Below are 18,845 nucleotides of genomic sequence, written 5' to 3' on the forward strand. Positions count from 1 at the left end.
GACCATGCAGCGAAGTGTATTGAGGACCTGCATATCGCCCGTCGTGCGCGCGCAAAGCCGCACGGCGTTGTTTTTGCGGAAGCCACTCGGCGTTTGCATCTTCAGCCATGTTTCCAACAAGACTTATGGGTTCACCCGACTGACAACCGGGCCGTCGCGCGGAGCAGAGGCAACATGCTGACTGATCTCGCCGTGTGGTTTGCACAGTCTCAGGCTGGTACCTGGCTCCAGGCGTCGGCTTCGGCATATACCGGGGCTGCCGCAATCCATGTTTTGGGTCTGCTGCTGCTCGTCGCATCGGTCGTGCCTGTGGAAGTCAAACGGCTGGAGCTTTGGCCCTCTGTTCGGTTTGGCTGGACCTGGCGCTTGCTTTTTCCGTTTGCCCTTACCGGGCTGATGCTGGCGGTTGCGTCCGGCGTTGTGCTGTTTGCGGCTCAGCCCCAGGGCTACCTCGGGATCTGGATTTTTGCGGGCAAAATGACATTCATTCTGGTCGGTGCATTGGCTGCGATGGCCTTGCAGTTTGCCGAAGGTTTCTGGTTGCAAAAGCGTGGTTATCTGCGGCGCAGATTTGCTGGCGGCCTATCCGTGACTTGCTGGATCAGCACCTTGTTCGCCGGCCGGATGATGACCTTCAGCGGATTTTAAATTCAAGCCAACTAGGTGGCCTTGCGCTCTTCCTTTTCGGCGGTCTTGATCAGCTCGCCCATAAAATCCGATGCCGTGGGACCGTTTGTGGCGATGAACGGGGACGGACGGCAGACTGCAATTGCGGCAATGCCGATCCGGGCGGTCAGGAGACCGTTTATGACACCTTCTCCGAGCCGGGCGGACAGCCTGGCGGCGAGTCCATGCCCAAGAACCTGAGAAGCAAGGCTGTCTCCGGCGGCCATGCCGCCCGTCACAGCAAGGTGTGTCGCGACATGTTTGGCAAGGCGCAGAAACCCAAGCGTTCCCGGCCGGCCGCCGTAAAGCGCGGACAGGCGCCGGATGATCCTCATGTTCTCAAAAAGCACAGCCAGCAAATCGACAAGGGCGCGCGGGCTCACGGCGGTAACGATCGACACGCGTTTTGCGCTGTTCATCACGATCCGCCGGGCCTCAAGGTCTAGAGGGGCAAGCAGGTCACGCTCGGCCAGCATGACGAGGTCCCGACCGTCTATGACCTCGCGCATGTGTCCTTCCAGGTCGCGGCGCCCTCGAGCGGTCTCAGGCCGGTCCTGATAAAGCATGAGCAAGTATTTTAGATGCTTGTGAGCATCCTGGGTATCGTCGTGTTCAGCGGCGTGCTTCAGACCGTCACGCAAGTGGTCGATCTTGCCGAGCCGGGCCAGTGAGAGAGCCTCACGGATCACGAGGCCGAATATCCCGATGACGGCAATGGCCGTAAGGCCCAGCCCCAGATAGCCAAGCCAGTCCGTCCGCGCGAAAAGATCCCGGATCAAGGCGTCGACCGCAAGGCCGAAGGCGAGGCTAACCAGTCCGCCGAGACCTATGGCAATCCACTTGCCGAAGCCAAAGGCTTTTTTCGGTGTGCTGGCTTCCTGAGGCAGGCGGGGTTCTTCGAACTGGTCCGATTGCTCCTGAATCAATGCTTCGGATGCCAAGGGCTGGGCGTCAAGCGTGTCACTCAACCGGACACTTTCATCATCAAGCCGGAAAGCGGTTGGTTTGCGTTTTGGGCCGCCGGTTTGCCTTTGATCAGTCATGCGAGACGGTCTCCAAGAAGAAAGTCGAGTGCGCGATCCAGCCGGACGTGAGGCAGTGACAAGGTCAGCCCTTCTGCAGTTGTGTCGAGCCGCGGTGGCCGGAATCTTAGAAACTGAAGCGATCTGTCAGCGGGTTCGAAACCCGGCCCGTCTTTTTCAAACAGAGCACCAGGGTCGGCAGGCAGATCACCCGGAAACATCGCAATCTCGGTCTTGCCATCATACTGTTCGCCGTTCACCCGCTCGCCGGGCAGAGGTGTGCCGAGAATCGCCGGCAATTGTTCGCCCCGGTGTTTGACGGTCGCTTCACGGGTCGCCCGGACAGCGGCAAGAGCAAGGACGTCAACATCGGCACCCTTGAACTGGGCATGTTCTATGCCGCGCGCGACCAGGCGCGTGAGAATGGCCTCCAGCCGATCGTGATCTTCCCGGTGCAAATGATCGGCTTTGGTAGCTGCAAACAGGATCCGGTCGATCCGGCGGGTCAGAATGGATGACAGCCAGCTCCGCCGTCCGGGCCGGAAAGACTTCAACACTTCGCCGAGCGCCGTTTCAAGGTCGGTCAACGCTTCCGGTCCTGCGTTGAGCGCGTGAAGGACATCGACCAGCACAATTTGGCGATCTAACCGAGCGAAATGGTCTCTGAAGAACGGCCGGATGACATGCGTCTTGTACGCCTCATAGCGCCGCTCCATCATCGCACGCATGCTGCCGGACCGCGCGGGTGCAGCCTCCGAAGGAAGGTCAAGAGGAGCAAAAGTAAGGGCAGGGGACCCATCGAGGTCTCCAGGCATCAAGAAACGCCCCGGCGGCAGCATGGACAGCGCATGCGTGTCCGCACGGCACGCGGCAAGATAGGTCTTGAAGGAAGCCGACAATTTTTGAGCATCTGTTTCGTTTTCCGGGGCATCCGGATCAGCAGACGCAAGAATATCCAAATACGGTTGTGCGAGATCTGCCCGGTTCTGGGCCCGCGCCAGCCTGATGGCGTCAGCGGAAAAGGTGCGGAAGTCTTTTCCCAGAAGCGGAAGATCCAGCAACCATTCGCCGGGATAGTCGATTAGGTCCAGATGCAACTTTCCGCGGCCAAGCTTTCTCGTGAAATAATGCGCGCTTTCAAACTCTATCGTCAGGCGCAGTTCCGACACCTGACGCGTTGATTGGGGCCACACCCGGTCATTGACGAGCGCCGCAACGTGACTCTCATATTCAAAACGCGGGACGGCATCATCGGGCTGGGGTTGCAGATGCGCGCGGGTGAGGCGGCCACCGGCTGCCGCCTGAAACACCGGAAGTCTGCCGCCGTGGATCAGATTATGGACCAGCGCCGTGATGAATACGGTTTTGCCGGCGCGCGCGAGACCGGTCACACCGAGCCGCAGGCTCGGCACGGCTAGGTCTGTGGCAGCGTCTGTGAGGTTTGCCAGCGCCAAACGGGCTTCGTCGGTTAAAGAAGTAAAAGAACTCAAAGCTGTGCCTCCGCCGGACATGTAGGCGTGGGCCTTGAAAAGTGCAATCAGTCGTGCCCCTCGGCGTCGGGCTCCGCCAGGAGGTCTCTCGGTTTTACAAACCGGGTCAGCGTTCCTGTGCCGGGTTGAAGGTGTTTCCAGGTGTCGATTGGGAACTCAAAGACAGCAAGAGCGGCCGTTGGAAACTTCGTTTGCAACTCGGTCTGAAGTGCCTCGTCTCCGGTGCCGAACAATTCTGATGCCGTTTCTTCAGTGGCTGGATTGTGGGCAAGAACCATGACCCGCTTGGCCGCACCACCTTCAGCGCGGATGAAGCTTGTGTAGGAGCCGTTCATGTGCTGATCGTAAAGCTCTTTCCGGATGACAATGTCAAAGTCATGCTGGAAGACATTGGTAAGCCTGCTGAGTGTCTCACGGGTGCGCTGGGCGCTGGAACACAAAATCAGATCCGGATGCAGGCTATGGCTGTGCAGATAGGCCGCCATTATCCGGGCAGAAGACCGTCCGCGGGAGTTAAGCGGCCGGTCAGTGTCTTTTAGGCTGGCGTCGTTCCAGTCTGATTTGGCATGACGGAGCAACATCAATTCGAGCATGGTATGATCTCTTCCGCCTTTTTCGGGCTTTTCGAAAAAGGCTAGTTCAGAACCGCGAGAGCCTGCCGGAACGCATTGACCGCCGGTTCCACGTCTGCCTCCTGAGCTGGCAGGGTGTAGGCCAGCCAAAGTGTATAGTCCGCACTCTCACCTTGAAAGTACCACAGTGTTTCGCAGATCGGGGTGTCGCTCCACGTCCGGGTCCGGAAAGAAATTCCGCTGGCCGCGATGCCTGTCATTTCAACTTTTTCAAATCCGGCTAGTCGGTAGGATCGCAGGAAGGTTTTCGCCGCATTCCCGCCAGTTCCGGTCAGATGCTGGCGCAGCACGGCAATCATCCCGTCGCGGCCGGTATACTGACATCCGGCCATCCGGTCAGCGTCGGTTGAAAGGACCTTTGTCCGGTAAAACGTTCCGATGATATCGGGGCAGCGCAAGCCTGCGAAGTGGCGCAAACCATTCACATCGTTGAGCCAACCCTCCGTCCCTTCGGCAGGCGCAGACTGCGCGAAGACGGAAGATGGGGCCGGCGGCGCAATGACGGCGGCCAACAGTGCGAACCCAAGGAGAATGGGTCGCGCCAGTCTTTTGAGTGTCCACTGCTCGTCGATCCTACTCATCGGATGGTCCAGCCTGTTAGCCGCGTTCGCGCCGCGCCATGAATGCGAGCCGCTCGAACAGATGAACATCCTGTTCGTTTTTAAGCAAGGCGCCATGCAGCGGCGGGATCAGCTTCTTCGGGTCTGACTGGCGAAGGGTCTCCGGATCGACGTCCTCGTTCAGCAGCAACTTGATCCAGTCGATGAGCTCGGATGTCGATGGCTTTTTCTTCAAGCCCGGAACATCGCGCACGTCGTAAAACAGGCTCAGGGCTTCCCGCAGAAGACGTGGTTTGAGATCCGGGAAGTGGACTTCGACAATCTCGGCCATCGTGTCGGCGTCCGGGAACTTGATGAAATGAAAAAAACACCGGCGCAGAAAGGCGTCGGGAAGGTCTTTTTCGTTGTTCGATGTGATGATGACGACCGGCCGTTGACGCGCCTTTACCGTTTCGCCGGTCTCATAAACATGAAACTCCATCCGGTCGAGCTCAAGCAAAAGATCGTTCGGGAATTCGATATCCGCCTTGTCGATCTCGTCGATCAAGAGCACAGGGCGATTTGGTGCGGCAAAAGCCTCCCAGAGTTTGCCTTTGCGGATATAGTTGTTGATGTCCTTTACGCGCTCATCACCCAGCTGACTGTCCCGCAGCCGCGAGACGGCATCGTATTCATAAAGGCCCTGCTGCGCCTTTGTGGTGGATTTCACGTGCCATTCGATCAAGGGCGCCGAAAGCGCTTGTGCGACCTGCTGCGCCAGAACAGTTTTGCCGGTTCCTGGTTCGCCTTTGACCAACAGCGGTCTTTCGAGTGCGACCGCTGCATTCACGGCGATTCGCAGGTCTTCTGTTGCAATGTAGCTGTCCGTGCCTTCAAAGCGCATCAGCATCCCGTCTCCATGGTTGAACCGCGCTGACAGTAGGCGGGGGCACGACAACGCGCAAGGATCGGTTTGGAAATGCCACTATGGAGAATCTTGCCCGTTTCATATGGCAGTTTTTGCCGGGGTGGCAGTCCAGTTGCGCAGACGGTTCGCTGCAAATGGTGTTGCGCTTTGACTTAAGATATTGAAAAAATGAATTGAATTGGAACCGACTTCGATTGGCATACCGTTTGCCAACCCTCTTGCCAGGCATGAGCGCGTGCTCACGGCAGACAAGAGGATGTAACATGGGTATCTACGGGGCAATCAATTCGGCCGTTTCCGGGTTGGCGGCGCAGTCAACCGCGCTTGAGAATATTTCCGGTAACGTCGCAAACTCACAGACCACGGGCTACAAGCGGCTTGACACGACGTTTTCCGATCTGGTGTCCGGCGGCGGCACAGTCCAGGCCGATCAGGTGGCCGGTACGACCTACGCGACATCGCGGGCGACAAACCAGCAGCAGGGCGACATTTCCGCAAACGATGTCGATACCTATCTTGCGATCAACGGCGAGGGCTATTTCGTGGTGACATCCGCCGCAGATGTCGTTGATGGGAACACGACTTTTCAGGAAGTATCCTACTACACGCGCGCCGGCGACTTTGAGCTGGACGAGCAGAACTACATGATGAACAGCTCCGGCTATTTCCTGAAAGGTTTCCCGCTGGATCCGACCACCGGCAATGCGGTGGGTGATACGCCGGGTGTCATTCAAATCAGCGATGCGCCAGACCCGGCAAATCCGACGACGCAAATTAACTATCAGGCGAACCTGCCGCGTGTGCCGCAGCCCTCTGCCTTTGATCCGAATACGGCTGATTCTGAGCTTTTGACAGCGGCTGAAGGCTTTGGGGATGATATTGCGATCGGCGCTGCAACAGATACGTTTATCGCTAACACCATTTCTGGTGGCGCGACGACGGCCTATGATGCCAACGGAACGCCGGTCAACGTCGAGATCCGGTGGGGTAAAACCCTGAACTTTGATGCGGGTGTGCCTCAGGATAACCAGTGGGCGCTATATCTTAGCACTGGTGACGACACGGTTGCGCCGTCCTGGTACGAAATCGGGACCGTTGATTTTGACAATACGGGTGCTGTGACGGCGACAGCGGCTTCCGGTGGTACTTTCGGGGCTGCGAATGTCACGGCACTCGCGGCCAACGGTGGTTTCAATATTGACAACCTTGTTGTCGATGGCGACACGCTGCCGGCATTTGATTTCAGTTTCACATCTTTGACCCAGTACTCATCAACGTCGGGTCAGGTCACGTCATTGAATGTCAATCAAAACGGCTACGCCTCTGGTGAGCTGGTTGGCGTGTCGGTTGACGCCTCCGGCCGGATCAATGCGACTTATTCAAACAGCCAAACGCGTGCGCTGTATGAAATCCCGCTTGCCACATTTGATGCCGAACAAAACCTGAAACGGGTTGACGGGGCCGCATTCGAGGCAACGCCGACTTCAGGCGAGGCGAACCTGACGGGCACCAGCGGCTCCATCATTTCGAATGCGCTTGAGCTGTCAAACGCGGACATCGCATCCGAATTTTCAAAACTGATCATCACACAGCAGGCTTATTCGGCAAACTCGCGGATCGTTACCACCGCGGACCAGATGCTGGATGATGCCCTCAACGTGATCCGGTAACGCGGACCGACGCCTCTTGAAGGCGCGGGTTCCGCGCCTTCGCCAGGTTGACTGGAAGGGTCATTAGTATGGGATTGTCTTCTGCCATCAACACGGCGCTGTTTGGATTAAACTACAACCAGCGGCAAATCGACATTACCGCGTCGAATGTGTCGAACGCGAACACAGCCGGGTATTCACAAAAATCGATATCTGCCAAGGTTTTCTATGACGGCGAGGGCAACGTCTCGGGTCTTATCTCGAACGATATTGTCCGCTCCGTCAATGAGGACATTCAAACCGCTTATTTCGGTTCGCTCGCCGAAACGAAATACGCCGGGCAGATTGCCGGATATACAGATCGGCTTGACGAAATTTTCGGCACTATCGGAGATGGTGGCGGTCTGAACTCGACAGCCAGCGAACTTGCGAACGCCGTGGCTGCCCTGGTCAATGATCCCGGCGGCTATCCCGCGCAGCTTGATGTTTTGTCGCGCGCCGATACGTTTGCGCGCGAGCTCAATGCGTCTTATCAGGAAATCAGCGACCTGCGGCAGCAAGCAGATTCAACACTTGCCTCCCAAACAGAGACCGTAAACGACCTTCTCGCCAGTATTGCAGACGTGGACGCGACCATCACGGAGGCCAAGACCGCAGGAGCTTCCGTTGCAGATCTCCTGGATCAACGGGATCGTTTCGTCGAGCAGCTTTCGGGCTATCTCGACGTTACAATTTCCGCCGAAGCCGATGGCAAATTGCTTATCCGGGCAGAAAATGGCCAGCAGCTCCTTGCAAACAACCAGCCTTCGACCGTGTCTTTCGTTCAAACGGGGTTCTTGCAGCCGGGGACAGCTGGAAATTCCGTCACTGTGACCACGCCGGCGGGGACATCTTATGACCTGTTGGCGGGCGCCAATACCGGTTCATTGAAAGCCCTCGCTGAAATTCGAGACGAAGTTCTGGTCGAGGCTCAGGCCCAGCTCGACACGATTGCCGCAGAAGTGTCTTTGGCGTTTTCCAACAACATAGTTGAAAGCACGGCAACGACAGTCGGTCCGGATGATGGGTATGTGCTTGATGTCTCGGGCTTGCAAGCGGGCAATGAAATCTCTCTGACCTATACCGACACAGCGGGCGCGACCCAGACCGTCACGTTTGTCGCGGTCTCGGACCCGACATTGCTGCCGCTCGCGGATACGGCAACTGCCAATCCCAATGACACGGTTTATGGGTTGGACATTTCAAGTGGTAATACAAGCACTTATATTGCATCGATTGTTGCCGATTTGGCCGGTTCGGGTCTTCAAGTCAGCGACAATGGCGGCAATCTCCAAATCCTGGGCGACACCACGGCACTGCCCAATCCGACAACCGTCTCCAGCCTGAGTGCGGAAGTTACACCGGCAACATCTTCCGATGGATTGGGTTTCAACCTGTTTGTCGATCAGCGTGAGCGGTTCGATCCGTTTACCGACGCGCTTGAAAATGGCGGTCAAAGGGTCGGATATGCGGCTGCGATTACAGTCAATCCGGCAGCGCTTGCCGACAGCAGCCAGCTGGTCATCTATCAATCCCCAGCCAATTCCACAAACGACCCGGCACGCGCGCAGTACATTTACGACCGTTTGACAAACGAAACGGTGACATTTGACCCGGGAGCGGGGATTGGCAATACGAATTCGCCTTATGAAGGCAACATCCTGTCATACATCAACCAGACCGTCGCCTATCAGGGCAATCAGGCACAGGATGCGCAGACATACAGCTCCGCAAAAGAAACACTGACGACCAATTTGGCGCTTCGATACGAAGAGAGCTATGCGGTGGATGTTGATGCCGAAATGGCCTTTTTGATTGAGCTGCAAAACGCGTACACGGCGAATGCGCGCGTTATGCAGACCGCAAACGAACTCTTCGACGAATTGTTGCGAGTGATATAGGTGAGCCATGCCGATCGATAGCATCACGACATCGCGGACCTATCTCAGCCAACAGCTGGTTGGTCTCAATAGAACCATGGACGAGAAAACGACGCAGCTTGCCACCGGCAAGGTTGCGCCGACTTTTGGCGGTGTTGGTGACAACCGGATACTTGATCTGGAACTCACCCAGCGCGTGGATCGGATTTCGTCGTTTGAACAGACAATCGTAAGCGCAAACCTGCACATCAATACCATGGATGTTACCCTGGACCGGCTGGAAAACATCCGTATCGATTCCAAGAGCGCACTCGACCCGAACAGCTTTGACCTGCAAAACAACGGCAAGACGCGCACGCAAGCAACTGCGGAACTGCTGTTGTTTGAGACCGTCAATTTGCTCAACAGCGAAGTGGCCGGCTACTTCCTTTATGGCGGAACAGATGCAACCAGCAATCCGGTTCAGGCCGTGGAAGCTATTTTGAATGGCAGCGATGGCCTTTCGGGTTTATCAGACGTGATTGACGAGTACATCCAGGCGAACCTTGGAGCAAACAACAATGGCCGGCTCGACGTGTCGGCCCTCGTTACAAACTTTGCGGGCGCCGTACCGACAGACTCCACATTCACGATTTCTGAAGACGGCATACATGATTTCGGCTTTGATATCGCCTCGGTCGCCTCGACGCTGTCGAACACCACGATCACCGGCCCGGGCGGCGGTGACCCCGATAGCTTCGACATTCAGCTGACTGGGCAACCGGTCCTCGGTGAGACGATCGACATCAGTTTCACGTTGCCGCCGACCAACACGGAGACTTATACGCTCTCACTGACCGCAGCGACTTCGGACGCAGTCGAGGGGACGTTTGCTATTGGGGCGGATCTGGAAGAAACCGCAACCAACTTGCGGGCGAAGATAATTTCGGAATTGGAAACGGAAGCTCAAACGAGTCTGAAGGCCATTGCCGCTGATTGGGCTGCTGATGAGTTCTTTGACACATTCAACGGAGCTGAGCCGCAAAGAATCGACGGCCCGCCGTACGACACGGCAACTGCACGTGTTGCCGGAGGCAGCACCACCCTGTCTTGGTATACCGGTGAAAACTCCACCACAACCAATCCACGCAACGACAAGTCTGCCATCATCGACACCAACCTCACCGTGAACTACGGGGCGCGTGCAAATGAGCAGGGACTTGCCGATCTGGTGAAATCCTTGGCAACATTCGTGTCAGCAGATTTTTCCGCGGGTGCCAGCATCGATGAGCAGTATCATCAGGCGCTGACGACAAAAATGCGATCTGTTCTGGAGCCGGATACGGCGACACAATCGGGCATCGCCGATATTGCAACTGAAGTTGCCATCGTTCAGCGAACAGTCAAACAGACAAACGACCGTCATCTTCAGATGAAGTCGACCTATCAGACGACAATTGATGAAATCGAAGGCGTAGACAACGAGGTCTTGGCCGTCGAAATCCTGCAACTTCAGACCAATATAGAAGCGTCGTACAGAGCAACGTCCCTGGTTCTCAATCTGAACCTGGCTGACTTCCTGTAAGCTCTAAAGAACGATTACAAAAAAACCGGCGTCACGAATGTGCGCCGGTTTGTCGTGACCGTATTTGGCCTATTCCGGCTGAGACCGAAGGCCCTCGGCAATCATGCGGTTGATGCTGATCAGGGTTGCCAACTTTTCTGGGGTCGGGTCGGTCAGTACAGCCATGGTCTGCTTGAACACGAAGATACCAAGCGACCCGAGATTGTTCTTAATCTCCTGCGGCAACGGATTGTCTTTGTCTGTCGCTGAGGTTACGAGCACTGTCCAAAGGCGGCGGTTGTATGTGAGGGCTTCGTCCTTTTCTGCAAAGGAACTTTCCTCCCATTCATCCTTGATCAACTGCAGCCGGGCTGCGGCCTTCATGAGAAGGTTCGCCTCCAACTCCCTCGGCGATACCGCTGTCTGGCTCGCTTTCTGATAAGCCTGCGCTGCCTGCTTGTACATGACCGATCAGCGTCCTCTCGTACTCGATGAGCTTTCGTGCTTCTTTAAGTGCTTTGTAAAAGGAACCCTTTAGGATCGAGTTACTAATCACTGTAACATATGGGATCGTACTCGGTGCGGCCCTGATGATGTCGTTTACAAGTGTAAAGTAGTCTTCTTGAATTTTTTCAACGTCGTCAGATAGATACATAAGCTGAACGGCCAAATAGACGCGTTTTGCCGGTGTATCTGCGGTCGCTGGTGTGAGAATGTCCTTTTCTCGCAGGATGGGCGCTTTTCCCTCGATGAACAGGCGGGTGCGTTGATTGTCATTGGTGATAACAGAATCGCCAATAATGATCCGTTCGCCAGGTTTTAGCTCGACTTTGAGCGCCATTCCTTGACCTCCAACTCCGAAGGATGGCAGAGAACGTTAACGAAAACGTTAATTTGTCTGCCAAATCCTTAACGCCCCTAAGAAAACTAGAACAGGCTCAAAACGCTTTGCTCGGCCTGGTTCGCCAACGACAAGGCCGTCGACGACAGCTGTTGACGTGTTTGAAGCGCAAGCATGTTTGCGCCTTCCTCATTCATGTCGGCGATTGTCAGCGCGCCAGCTCCAACCTCCAGCGTGTTGATCAATTCTTCGGTAAAATCAGTTCGGATTTGCACTGTCGAGAGATTGGAACCGAAGGTACTGGCCGAGGATCGCAGTTCATCCAAAGCCGCGTTAATGGATTGCAGGATCCGTTCGATATCGGTCGCACTCTTGAATTCGGAATCGGTCGCGGTCAGTGACACAGTACCGCTCGTCTGACCCAAATTGCCTATGTTGAAGTCATTGTTGTCACTCTCGATAGAAAACGAGACTTCGCCTATCAGACTGATACTGCCGCCCGAGAATGTCGCATCCAGCCCTTTGACGTTGTTTACGAGTGTTACGAAATCACTCACGGTCGTATCAGCGTCAAGCTCCAGGGATGCCGGGATAAACCCATTCCCATCCGTGATCGTAAGCGTGTCGCCAATTTTGAAGGACCCTGAGCTTATAAGCGTTGCGGTCGACGACATCGGACTGACCACAGCCGTTGTGGTTGTCGCATTTCCGCCACCTGTGTTGTCTTTGGTTATGACAACGTTTTCGCCGAGGCCTGAGTTAATTGTGATCGTATCTGTGCCTTCGTCGAAGGTCGCGGATATCCCCTGGATGTTCTCTAGAGCATTTACATAATCCTGAACCGTGGTCACATCGGTGCCGACAGTTAGAGCCACGGTGGCGGAGCCGCCTATGATTTCAATGACGTCGCCGGCCGCAAAGTCTGGATGGTCGGCCAAGTCCGAAGAGGCCTGAAGGGCTGTGAGCGTGATGCCCGCGTTGCCGGCAAACAAAGAAAACGAGGATGTCGCCCCTACACCGGTGGCCAGATCGTCAAGGTTGAGGCCTTCGTCCAATGTTGTGTCTGTGTAATCGACCGGATTGATCATCAAGTTGGAGGTTGAATCTTCGTTGAAGATCACCTCCAGCTCGTTGCCCAGGCCTGCGAGCAGGTTTTTACCTTTGTAGCCGGCGTCCCGGGCCATGTCCTCGATTTGAACCAGGATCTCGTTGTAGCGTTCGGTGAAGTTTTTCCGCTCAAACTCGCTTTGAGTTTGAAGTGCCTGGTTTGCGATCGCTTTCGCGGATTCAACCAGCTTCACAATCGAATTGATACCGTCTTCCGCCGCGCGGAGCGTCTGCACAGCTTGGCCCATATTGTCGAGCAGGTTCGACAAATCGTTTGCCCGATCGTTCAGGCCTTGCGCCGTGAAGAATGAATTCGGATTGTCGAGAGCCGAGTTCACCTTCAGACCAGTCGCCAACCGGTTCTGCGTGGTGGACTGCAACTTCGACGTACTTTTCAGAGCGAGGAGATTTTCCCGGACGGCACTAGAAAGGACGATATCGCTCATTTGACTTCACCGCACATTTAATGATCGAGGTCACAAGTGCGAAGCAGGTTTTACCCGCTCGCACTTTGAATGATCTCAAAACTAAATGAAAAGTTAAGTAGTCGTGCACTTGTTAATCTTTTGGAAGGAATAGTTACCAAAAGAAAAATTTTAACTCATTGATTTTCTTAATTAAAAAATCTGGTGAATTTGACGCTGCTGGCAGGCAAAACAAAGAAACGGCGGGGTTTTGGCCCCGCCGTCCTGATTGTCAGGTTGTGAGTCGTGCGTTTGACTGATTCTTTCAGACCTAGAAGAGCGACAGAACTGTCTGGTCCGCCTGCGACGCGAAGGACAGTGATGTCGATGCAAGCTGCTGACGTGTCTGAAGCGCCAGAAGGTTTGCACCTTCTTCGTTGGTGTCGGCCAGGGTAAGGAGGCCGGCACCTTCCTGAAGCGTGTTGATTGTAGACCGGGTGAAGTCCTGACGGATTTCAATGGTCGACAGGTTGGTACCGAACTCGGAGGCCTGGGCACGCAGGTTGCTGAGCGCCGTATTGATCCGGTCAAGTACCTTGTTGATTTCGTTATCGGTCGCAAAGCCTGAGTTCTGAGCCGCAGTAACGTTCACGCCATCATTGTCAGCTGTGAAGGCTGAGGCTGCGAAGTCTGCGTTGTCGCTGGTCAGGTTCAGTGTCACATCACTTTCGATGGTGATCTGACCAGTACCAGTGTTGAAGCTGGCAGAGACCCCATTGAAGTCATCAACAAAGTCCTCAAGATCAGAAACAGTCGTTGCACTTGTGATTTCAAGGGAGCCGAGTTCAAATCCATTGCCGTCTTCGAGTGTGAGTGTGTCACCCACCTTGAAGGATCCGGATTCTGACAGGAGCTGTGTTCCTACAGTGAAGGCGTTTGACGTCACGCCGGTCAAGCTGGCAGAAGACGAACCGTCACCGGCTTGATTGTAGAGGAATACATCGTCATTCGATGTGATGCTCAAACCACCAGTTGCCTCGTCAAATTCGGCACGAACACCAGCAACACCATCAATTGCCGTTACAAGATCCTGCACAGTTGTTCCGGCAGAAACTGTTAGGGTTGCCTGAACGCTGCCGGCGTTGCCTGCGACGCCGTTCAAGTTGATCGTGTCACCGACTGCAAATGAAGAACTATCGGTCAGAACCGAACCAGAAGCGAGTGCATCACCGCTGCCGTTGGTCAGTGTGATGGAACTGTTTCCGCCTTCTAACTGTAAGGTTGTTGCGCCGCCTTGAGCTTCGTTGAGGTCGGACAGGTTCAAGCCAGTCGACAGTGTCGTGTTGGTGTAATCGACCGAGTCAACCGTCAGCGAGGACGTGTTGTCTTCGTTGAAGATCGTTGTCAGTTCGTTACCGGCACCGCCCAGAAGGTTTTTACCCTTATAGTCGGAGTCTTTCGCCAGATCCTCGATCTGCCCGAGAAGATCGTTGTACTGAGTTGCGAACTGAGCGCGCTCGAACTGGCTTTGCGTTTGCAACGCTTGGTTGGCTTTCGCTTTTGCCGATTCAGTCAGCTTCGTGATTGCAGAGATACCTTCGTCCGCTGCTTTGAGAGTCTGAACCGATTGGCCCATGTCATCAAGCAGTGTACCCAAATCGTTCGCACGCGAAGTCAGGCCGGATGCGGTAAAGAAGCTGTTTGGATTGTCGAGGGCGGAGTTAACTTTACGTCCGGTCGCCAGTTTGTTCTGAACGTCCGAAAGTAGCGACGCGGTTTGTTGAAGCGTGTTGAGGTTCGCACGCACCGCGCTGGAAAGCGTAATATCGCTCATATGTAGGTTCCTTTCTAGGAATACGAGATACACAGCCCCTTCCTGGAGCTATCCACGATATGACACCGAGGATCATAACAGGGTGTAAAGAAAGATGGTTAGCGCCGGTTAAGGTTAATAAGCAATTTCAAAGATCTAGCATGCGCTCTACGTTGCTTAGGCCAGATATCTTTAGGGAATTGGGAGGGAGTCCGAGGGACGACAGGCAGCAGTCGTGTTTCATCTGTCAGCGATGATTCAGAACATCACAGTTAAACAGGCAATTTCTGCTGTGTCATGAAAGCCGCGGAATGCTTACACGGTGGTTTGGAACCGCTGGGCTTCTGCAGGGCCGGCCTGCGCGGCGATCGTTTCAGCATAAACGCGCAGCCGCCGCAGTGTTTCGCTCGGAATCTGACGCACGACTTCACCGGTATCCGGATCTGTAGCCGTGTAGACGAAACTGTCGATCTCCGGGTCATAGTTGTTGCTGCGTTCAAGGCGCGGCGCAACTTGATCCAGCAGCGTCTGCTCGCGTTCCTTGGAACTTGCCGATTGCTCGTTCTGCTGAGTTTCATCAAGCGGAGCAACGGCTTCGCCAGACGGTAATTCTGTCTTTACCGCTGGTTCTGTCCGTTCCGGTGCTTTCGTAACCGGCGTTATCGCCGTGTATGACGGCAAGGGCGGCCGGGCCAATCCCAAATCCATCGCTGTATCCTCCGGGTTACTCAAAACATAAACCCGTCAAGCGAAGAATAATCTAAGGGTGTGAATCGTTTGTTAACGAAATAGATACACTTTTCAATGCGCTGATTTGATAGGGATATTTCGAATCACAAGCACTGATTTTTATCAGGAATAATGCGGGTGGATCGTTATAGAGACCGATTGACCGCAATGCCCTGGGCGGCGAATTCCCGGGAGGGGGCATTGCCGGCCGCACCGTAAGTGGTCGGTTTACGGCTTGTACCCACGGCCTTGGCCACGCTTTCCACAACCGAACCTGCAACCTCCCGGGCAGTTGCAAGAACGGCAAGGTTGATCCGCAGAACCGGCTGAAACTCGCCGTGCTGGCGGCGGAGCGCCTGGGTGCGGTTGGGGGCAAGGTTGCCAAGCGTAACGGCGTGCTCCTTCGCACACATCATTCCGCGGGTGTACTCATGGATCAACCGTGCCTTGTCTGGCTGCAAAAGGCCTGCTTCTTTCAGTTGGCCGCCCCGTACAAGCTCGGTCTCACGCTCTATTACCGAAAGCAGGGCCTCCATTGTCGTCATCAAGGCGTTGCAAAACTGCTCGGCCTCTTGCGGGCTCGACGGCCGTTCGGTTGAAAAGGGAAGAATCTGTGTCTCTGCTGCGGATGCGGTCATCGCGCTGCCTCCTGAAGAGCAAGTAGTTCGCGTTCGACGCTGTCAGCAAGTCCTATCCCCCCGCTTTCGGAGATCGACTTGGCGTATTCATTCACCAGCAAGCCCTGCCACGCTTCGGCGCCTTCGCCGCTTCCCCAGGTGCCGCCTTCCTCAAGCCCGGTAAACATGCTTTGCATCATGTTGTTCAAGAATACGGCTTCAAACTCTTCTGCTGCCGCACGGACTTGCGTTTTGTTCGCAGGATCCACACCCACAAGTGCGGAATGAGGGCTTTTCTGCGCTGCTATATTCTGGGTGGTCTCTAGCATCACAATACCTCGATTTCGGCCTGAAGCGCGCCAGAGGCCTTTATCGCTTGAAGGATCGAAATCATGTCCCTTGGACCAATTCCGAGCGCATTCAAGCCGTCGACCAGTTGCTTCAGGGTAACGGACTCTGGAACGATTGCCAGCTTCGCATCCGGATCGTCGTTAATACTAAGTTCAGACCGGGGAACAACAACGGTCTCGCCGTTTCCGAATGGCAGTGGCTGAGAAACCTGAGGCGTTTCGGCGATTGTGACTGTCAGATTGCCCTGTGCCACCGCGACCATGGAAACCTTCACGTCCTGCCCCATGACGATAATTCCGGAGTTCTCGTCAATCACCACGCGGGCTGCCAAGTCGGGCTGAATGATCAGCTGTTCGATATCGGTCAGAAGGTCGACGATGTTGCCGTCATATTCACGTGGAAGATCAATGCGGACAGTGCCTGGATCCAGCGGCTCGGCTGTTGGCAGCCCGATCAGTTCATTGACCGACAAGGCGACCCGCCGGGCTGTTGTCAGGTCTGGGTTTCGCAATGCCAACCGGACGCTGGTGAGTGAGGCGAGCTTGAAGTCCACTTCACGCTCGACAAGGGCGCCATTTGCGATGCGGCCCGAGGTTGGAACCCCGCGCACGATTGATGCAGCATCGGCCTGCGCCGAGAAACCGCCGATTGCGACCGAGCCTTGGGCGATTGCGTAGACTTCTCCATCAGCGCCGACAAGAGGCGTGACAAGCAAAGTGCCGCCTTGAAGAGATTCCGAATTGCCGAGTGCGCTGACGTTTACGTCGATCCGCGTCCCTTGAGTGGAAAACGGCGGCAGATTTGCCGTCACCATCACTGCTGCGACGGTGTTTGTGTTCAGATCGACGTCGCGGGTGTTGACGCCGAGCCTTTCGAGCATCGCTTGCAAGCTTTGCCGCGTGAATGGCGCGTTCCGGAGCGTATCTCCCGTGCCATTCAAACCAACGACGAGACCATATCCGATCAGTTGGTTCTCCCGGATGCCCTCGAAGTCTGCGATGTCTTTGATGCGCGAAGCGGCAAATGCTGCGGATGCATTTGCCGCCGCACAGGCCAGAACAGCCAGACAAATGAAGCGTCGTGCCGTTGTCCTGAACTTCAAAAAAGACCCGCCCATTGATCGTCCCGTTCGATTTCTTGATTCATTTGTCTGCCGGCGCGTTGGCTATCGGCTTTTGCGAATGGTTAATGCGAAAACCGTGCCAACAGTATTTTTAGGCTTCGTTCGGGCGGGAAATTCGGGAATGCGCCGAAATAGGTGGTCTTTCCTGCCGCAGGGGAGGCGTCCTCTGTGTTCGTAACCGGCAAATATTGCCGTGATGCAAGCCATCCCTTACCTTGGTGGGCAGAATCTGTCGGCCGGCAACCGATGTAGGCGGACCGAAGGAAAGATGGCATGCGCATTAACAACAATAATCCCGTGTCCGGAGTTCATGGGCGCGGTGCGAAGAAACGAAGTTCAGGGACGGGAGAAACATTCCGGCCGGATGACGGCGGTTCCGCAAGTTCCGCTCAAGCGACCTCCGGCGCGACCGGAATTCACGGCGTCGACGCTCTCTTGGCGCTTCAGGAGGTGGGAAGTCCGCTCGATAAACGCGGCGAGGCAACACGCCAGGGGCACGAATTGCTCGATGAGCTGGAGATGATCCGCGCCGACTTGCTGGCGGGGCACATTTCTGAACAGCGTCTCAATGCTCTGTCGGACGCCGTTTCAAGTGAGATCGAGAGCGGCGATAAGGAAGTCGACGCGGTGCTTCGCGAGATCGAATTGCGGGTAAAAGTTGAACTAGCGAAACTCGGCCGATTCCCCGCCTCCGCATGACGCTGCGGAGCATTCATTAGGCACCAAATTGCTTAAAAATTGACAAGTGTCTGATATATTTATCAAATATGTGTGCATAAATTTGAAAAATGCACCGTTGTGGCAACCGGTCACCGGGGATATATTGCGCCCGGCATAACGGTAATCCGGAGCTATCAATGACGGTTGAACTTGAGTCTGACTATCGACCTTCAGAACACGAGCCGTTTATGAATGACAGGCAGCGTGAATATTTCAAGAACAAGCTGCTGCAGTGGAAAGACGACATCCTAAAGGAGAGCAAGGAAACACTTGCAACCCTTCAGGAGGAAAGCCAGAATCATCCGGACTTCGCAGATCGGGCGTCATCCGAGACGGACAGGTCCATTGAACTGCGCGCGCGTGATCGTCAGCGTAAACTGATTTCCAAGATCGATGCTGCCCTCGAGCGTATCTCGGACGGCAGCTACGGGTACTGTGAGGAGACCGGCGAGCCGATCTCACTCAGGCGTCTTGAAGACCGTCCGATCGCGACCCTGTCGATCGAGGCACAAGAGGCCCACGAACGTCGGGAAAAGGTTTACCGCGACGACTAAGTCACGTTCCATTCCAGAACAACGGTTTAGCTTGCCTCTCGAATATTTCGGGAGGCTTTTTTTTATCCGTCTTTAAAAGATGAAACGGGCACGACGTTCGGGGAGCGAACCATCGTGCCCGTTCTGATCTCTGCCGAGGGCTTCTAGAACACCTTTGGCAGAGGGGGGGGAGAGGGAAAACTTTATTCTGGTTTGTTT

19 protein-coding genes are annotated in these 18,845 nt (G+C 55.2%); 6 read left to right on the forward strand and 13 right to left on the reverse strand.

The features are described 5' to 3' along the window. Positions 1–174 precede the first annotated feature (174 nt). Positions 175–648 (forward strand): hypothetical protein, encoded by a 474-nt coding sequence (locus JM93_RS06525; protein ID WP_145341472.1) that lies wholly within the window; start codon positions 175–177, stop codon positions 646–648. Between the two features lie 11 nt (positions 649–659). Here JM93_RS06525 and JM93_RS06530 read toward each other — a convergent pair whose 3' ends face one another. The 5 genes from JM93_RS06530 to JM93_RS06550 are packed head-to-tail and all read right to left on the reverse strand — an operon-like array spanning position 660 to position 5,253. Further along, positions 660–1,709, reverse strand: coding sequence for a YcjF family protein (locus JM93_RS06530; protein WP_145341474.1), 1,050 nt, complete (start codon positions 1,707–1,709; stop codon positions 660–662). Next, the gene (locus tag JM93_RS06535; protein ID WP_244300775.1) at positions 1,706–3,178 is read right to left on the reverse strand and encodes a YcjX family GTP-binding protein; all 1,473 of its coding nucleotides are present in this window, start codon (positions 3,176–3,178) and stop codon (positions 1,706–1,708) included. The genes JM93_RS06530 and JM93_RS06535 overlap by 4 nt, the downstream gene beginning before the upstream one ends. Positions 3,179–3,225: 47 nt before the next feature. After that, positions 3,226–3,771 carry a SixA phosphatase family protein gene (locus tag JM93_RS06540; protein WP_145341478.1) on the reverse strand — a complete coding sequence of 182 codons (546 nt, stop codon included), beginning with the start codon at positions 3,769–3,771 and terminating at the stop codon, positions 3,226–3,228. A 41-nt stretch (positions 3,772–3,812) separates the two neighbouring features. Then, a complete protein-coding gene (locus JM93_RS06545; RefSeq protein WP_145341480.1) occupies positions 3,813–4,391 on the reverse strand; it encodes a hypothetical protein in 579 nt (192 codons plus the stop codon). Between the two features lie 16 nt (positions 4,392–4,407). After that, positions 4,408–5,253 (reverse strand): AAA family ATPase, encoded by an 846-nt coding sequence (locus JM93_RS06550; RefSeq protein ID WP_145341884.1) that lies wholly within the window; start codon positions 5,251–5,253, stop codon positions 4,408–4,410. Positions 5,254–5,540: 287 nt separating this feature from the next. On the opposite strand from JM93_RS06550, the gene JM93_RS06555 reads away from it, so the two are divergent. The 3 genes from JM93_RS06555 to JM93_RS06565 all read left to right on the forward strand — a co-directional run bounded on the left by JM93_RS06555 (position 5,541) and on the right by JM93_RS06565 (position 10,409). Then, positions 5,541–6,947, forward strand: coding sequence for a flagellar hook protein FlgE (locus JM93_RS06555; protein ID WP_145341482.1), 1,407 nt, complete (start codon positions 5,541–5,543; stop codon positions 6,945–6,947). 68 nt (positions 6,948–7,015) lie between these two features. Then, a complete protein-coding gene (gene flgK / locus JM93_RS06560; RefSeq protein WP_145341484.1) occupies positions 7,016–8,866 on the forward strand; it encodes a flagellar hook-associated protein FlgK in 1,851 nt (616 codons plus the stop codon). A 7-nt stretch (positions 8,867–8,873) separates the two neighbouring features. Continuing rightward, positions 8,874–10,409, forward strand: coding sequence for a flagellar protein (locus JM93_RS06565; RefSeq protein WP_145341486.1), 1,536 nt, complete (start codon positions 8,874–8,876; stop codon positions 10,407–10,409). Positions 10,410–10,478: 69 nt separating this feature from the next. On the opposite strand, the gene flaF is transcribed toward JM93_RS06565, so the two are convergent. The 8 genes from flaF to JM93_RS06605 form a co-directional block, all read right to left on the reverse strand. Continuing rightward, the gene (gene flaF, locus JM93_RS06570; protein ID WP_145341488.1) at positions 10,479–10,853 is read right to left on the reverse strand and encodes a flagellar biosynthesis regulator FlaF; all 375 of its coding nucleotides are present in this window, start codon (positions 10,851–10,853) and stop codon (positions 10,479–10,481) included. Then, positions 10,735–11,229 carry a flagellar biosynthesis repressor FlbT gene (gene flbT / locus JM93_RS06575; protein WP_145341490.1) on the reverse strand — a complete coding sequence of 165 codons (495 nt, stop codon included), beginning with the start codon at positions 11,227–11,229 and terminating at the stop codon, positions 10,735–10,737. Before flbT ends, flaF begins: the two co-directional genes overlap by 119 nt. A gap of 86 nt (positions 11,230–11,315) precedes the next feature. Beyond that, on the reverse strand, positions 11,316–12,782 hold the full coding sequence (locus tag JM93_RS06580) for a flagellin N-terminal helical domain-containing protein (RefSeq protein ID WP_145341492.1): 1,467 nt from the start codon (positions 12,780–12,782) through the stop codon (positions 11,316–11,318). 289 nt (positions 12,783–13,071) lie between these two features. Continuing rightward, positions 13,072–14,574 (reverse strand): flagellin N-terminal helical domain-containing protein, encoded by a 1,503-nt coding sequence (locus tag JM93_RS06585; protein WP_145341494.1) that lies wholly within the window; start codon positions 14,572–14,574, stop codon positions 13,072–13,074. A gap of 294 nt (positions 14,575–14,868) precedes the next feature. Then, positions 14,869–15,261, reverse strand: coding sequence for a flagellar protein FlaG (locus JM93_RS06590; RefSeq protein ID WP_145341496.1), 393 nt, complete (start codon positions 15,259–15,261; stop codon positions 14,869–14,871). Positions 15,262–15,428: 167 nt separating this feature from the next. Beyond that, entirely contained in the window at positions 15,429–15,920 is a 492-nt protein-coding gene (locus JM93_RS06595; protein ID WP_208994976.1) for a hypothetical protein, read from the reverse strand. Then, positions 15,917–16,228: a rod-binding protein gene (locus JM93_RS06600; RefSeq protein WP_145341500.1), complete on the reverse strand. Its 312-nt coding sequence runs from the start codon at positions 16,226–16,228 to the stop codon at positions 15,917–15,919. The genes JM93_RS06595 and JM93_RS06600 overlap by 4 nt, the downstream gene beginning before the upstream one ends. Then, the gene (locus JM93_RS06605; RefSeq protein WP_145341502.1) at positions 16,228–17,367 is read right to left on the reverse strand and encodes a flagellar basal body P-ring protein FlgI; all 1,140 of its coding nucleotides are present in this window, start codon (positions 17,365–17,367) and stop codon (positions 16,228–16,230) included. The genes JM93_RS06600 and JM93_RS06605 overlap by 1 nt, the downstream gene beginning before the upstream one ends. A gap of 279 nt (positions 17,368–17,646) precedes the next feature. Here JM93_RS06605 and JM93_RS06610 point away from each other — a divergent pair, with 279 nt between their 5' ends. Both JM93_RS06610 and dksA read left to right on the forward strand, forming a co-directional pair. Beyond that, positions 17,647–18,072: a flagellar assembly protein FliX gene (locus tag JM93_RS06610; RefSeq protein WP_145341505.1), complete on the forward strand. Its 426-nt coding sequence runs from the start codon at positions 17,647–17,649 to the stop codon at positions 18,070–18,072. A gap of 158 nt (positions 18,073–18,230) precedes the next feature. After that, positions 18,231–18,647, forward strand: coding sequence for an RNA polymerase-binding protein DksA (gene dksA, locus JM93_RS06615; protein WP_145341507.1), 417 nt, complete (start codon positions 18,231–18,233; stop codon positions 18,645–18,647). Positions 18,648–18,845: the final 198 nt, after the last annotated feature.

It is taken from the genome of Roseibium hamelinense (assembly GCF_007830545.1).
Taxonomy (GTDB): Bacteria; Pseudomonadota; Alphaproteobacteria; order Rhizobiales; family Stappiaceae; genus Roseibium; species Roseibium hamelinense.

Excerpts from the sequence above, each read along its gene's own strand:
- JM93_RS06610 (WP_145341505.1), top strand. The coding sequence starts at position 17,647 with ATGCGCATTAACAACAATAATCCCGTGTCCGGAGTTCATGGGCGCGGT.
- JM93_RS06565 (WP_145341486.1), top strand. The coding sequence starts at position 8,874 with ATGCCGATCGATAGCATCACGACATCGCGGACCTATCTCAGCCAACAG.
- JM93_RS06605 (WP_145341502.1), bottom strand. The coding sequence starts at position 17,367 with ATGGGCGGGTCTTTTTTGAAGTTCAGGACAACGGCACGACGCTTCATT.
- JM93_RS06555 (WP_145341482.1), top strand. The coding sequence starts at position 5,541 with ATGGGTATCTACGGGGCAATCAATTCGGCCGTTTCCGGGTTGGCGGCG.
- JM93_RS06530 (WP_145341474.1), bottom strand. The coding sequence starts at position 1,709 with ATGACTGATCAAAGGCAAACCGGCGGCCCAAAACGCAAACCAACCGCT.
- JM93_RS06525 (WP_145341472.1), top strand. The coding sequence starts at position 175 with ATGCTGACTGATCTCGCCGTGTGGTTTGCACAGTCTCAGGCTGGTACC.
- JM93_RS06600 (WP_145341500.1), bottom strand. The coding sequence starts at position 16,228 with ATGCTAGAGACCACCCAGAATATAGCAGCGCAGAAAAGCCCTCATTCC.
- JM93_RS06580 (WP_145341492.1), bottom strand. The coding sequence starts at position 12,782 with ATGAGCGATATCGTCCTTTCTAGTGCCGTCCGGGAAAATCTCCTCGCT.
- JM93_RS06550 (WP_145341884.1), bottom strand. The coding sequence starts at position 5,253 with ATGCGCTTTGAAGGCACGGACAGCTACATTGCAACAGAAGACCTGCGA.
- flgK (WP_145341484.1), top strand. The coding sequence starts at position 7,016 with ATGGGATTGTCTTCTGCCATCAACACGGCGCTGTTTGGATTAAACTAC.
- JM93_RS06540 (WP_145341478.1), bottom strand. The coding sequence starts at position 3,771 with ATGCTCGAATTGATGTTGCTCCGTCATGCCAAATCAGACTGGAACGAC.
- JM93_RS06595 (WP_208994976.1), bottom strand. The coding sequence starts at position 15,920 with ATGACCGCATCCGCAGCAGAGACACAGATTCTTCCCTTTTCAACCGAA.
- JM93_RS06590 (WP_145341496.1), bottom strand. The coding sequence starts at position 15,261 with ATGGATTTGGGATTGGCCCGGCCGCCCTTGCCGTCATACACGGCGATA.
- dksA (WP_145341507.1), top strand. The coding sequence starts at position 18,231 with ATGACGGTTGAACTTGAGTCTGACTATCGACCTTCAGAACACGAGCCG.
- JM93_RS06585 (WP_145341494.1), bottom strand. The coding sequence starts at position 14,574 with ATGAGCGATATTACGCTTTCCAGCGCGGTGCGTGCGAACCTCAACACG.
- flbT (WP_145341490.1), bottom strand. The coding sequence starts at position 11,229 with ATGGCGCTCAAAGTCGAGCTAAAACCTGGCGAACGGATCATTATTGGC.
- JM93_RS06545 (WP_145341480.1), bottom strand. The coding sequence starts at position 4,391 with ATGAGTAGGATCGACGAGCAGTGGACACTCAAAAGACTGGCGCGACCC.
- flaF (WP_145341488.1), bottom strand. The coding sequence starts at position 10,853 with ATGTACAAGCAGGCAGCGCAGGCTTATCAGAAAGCGAGCCAGACAGCG.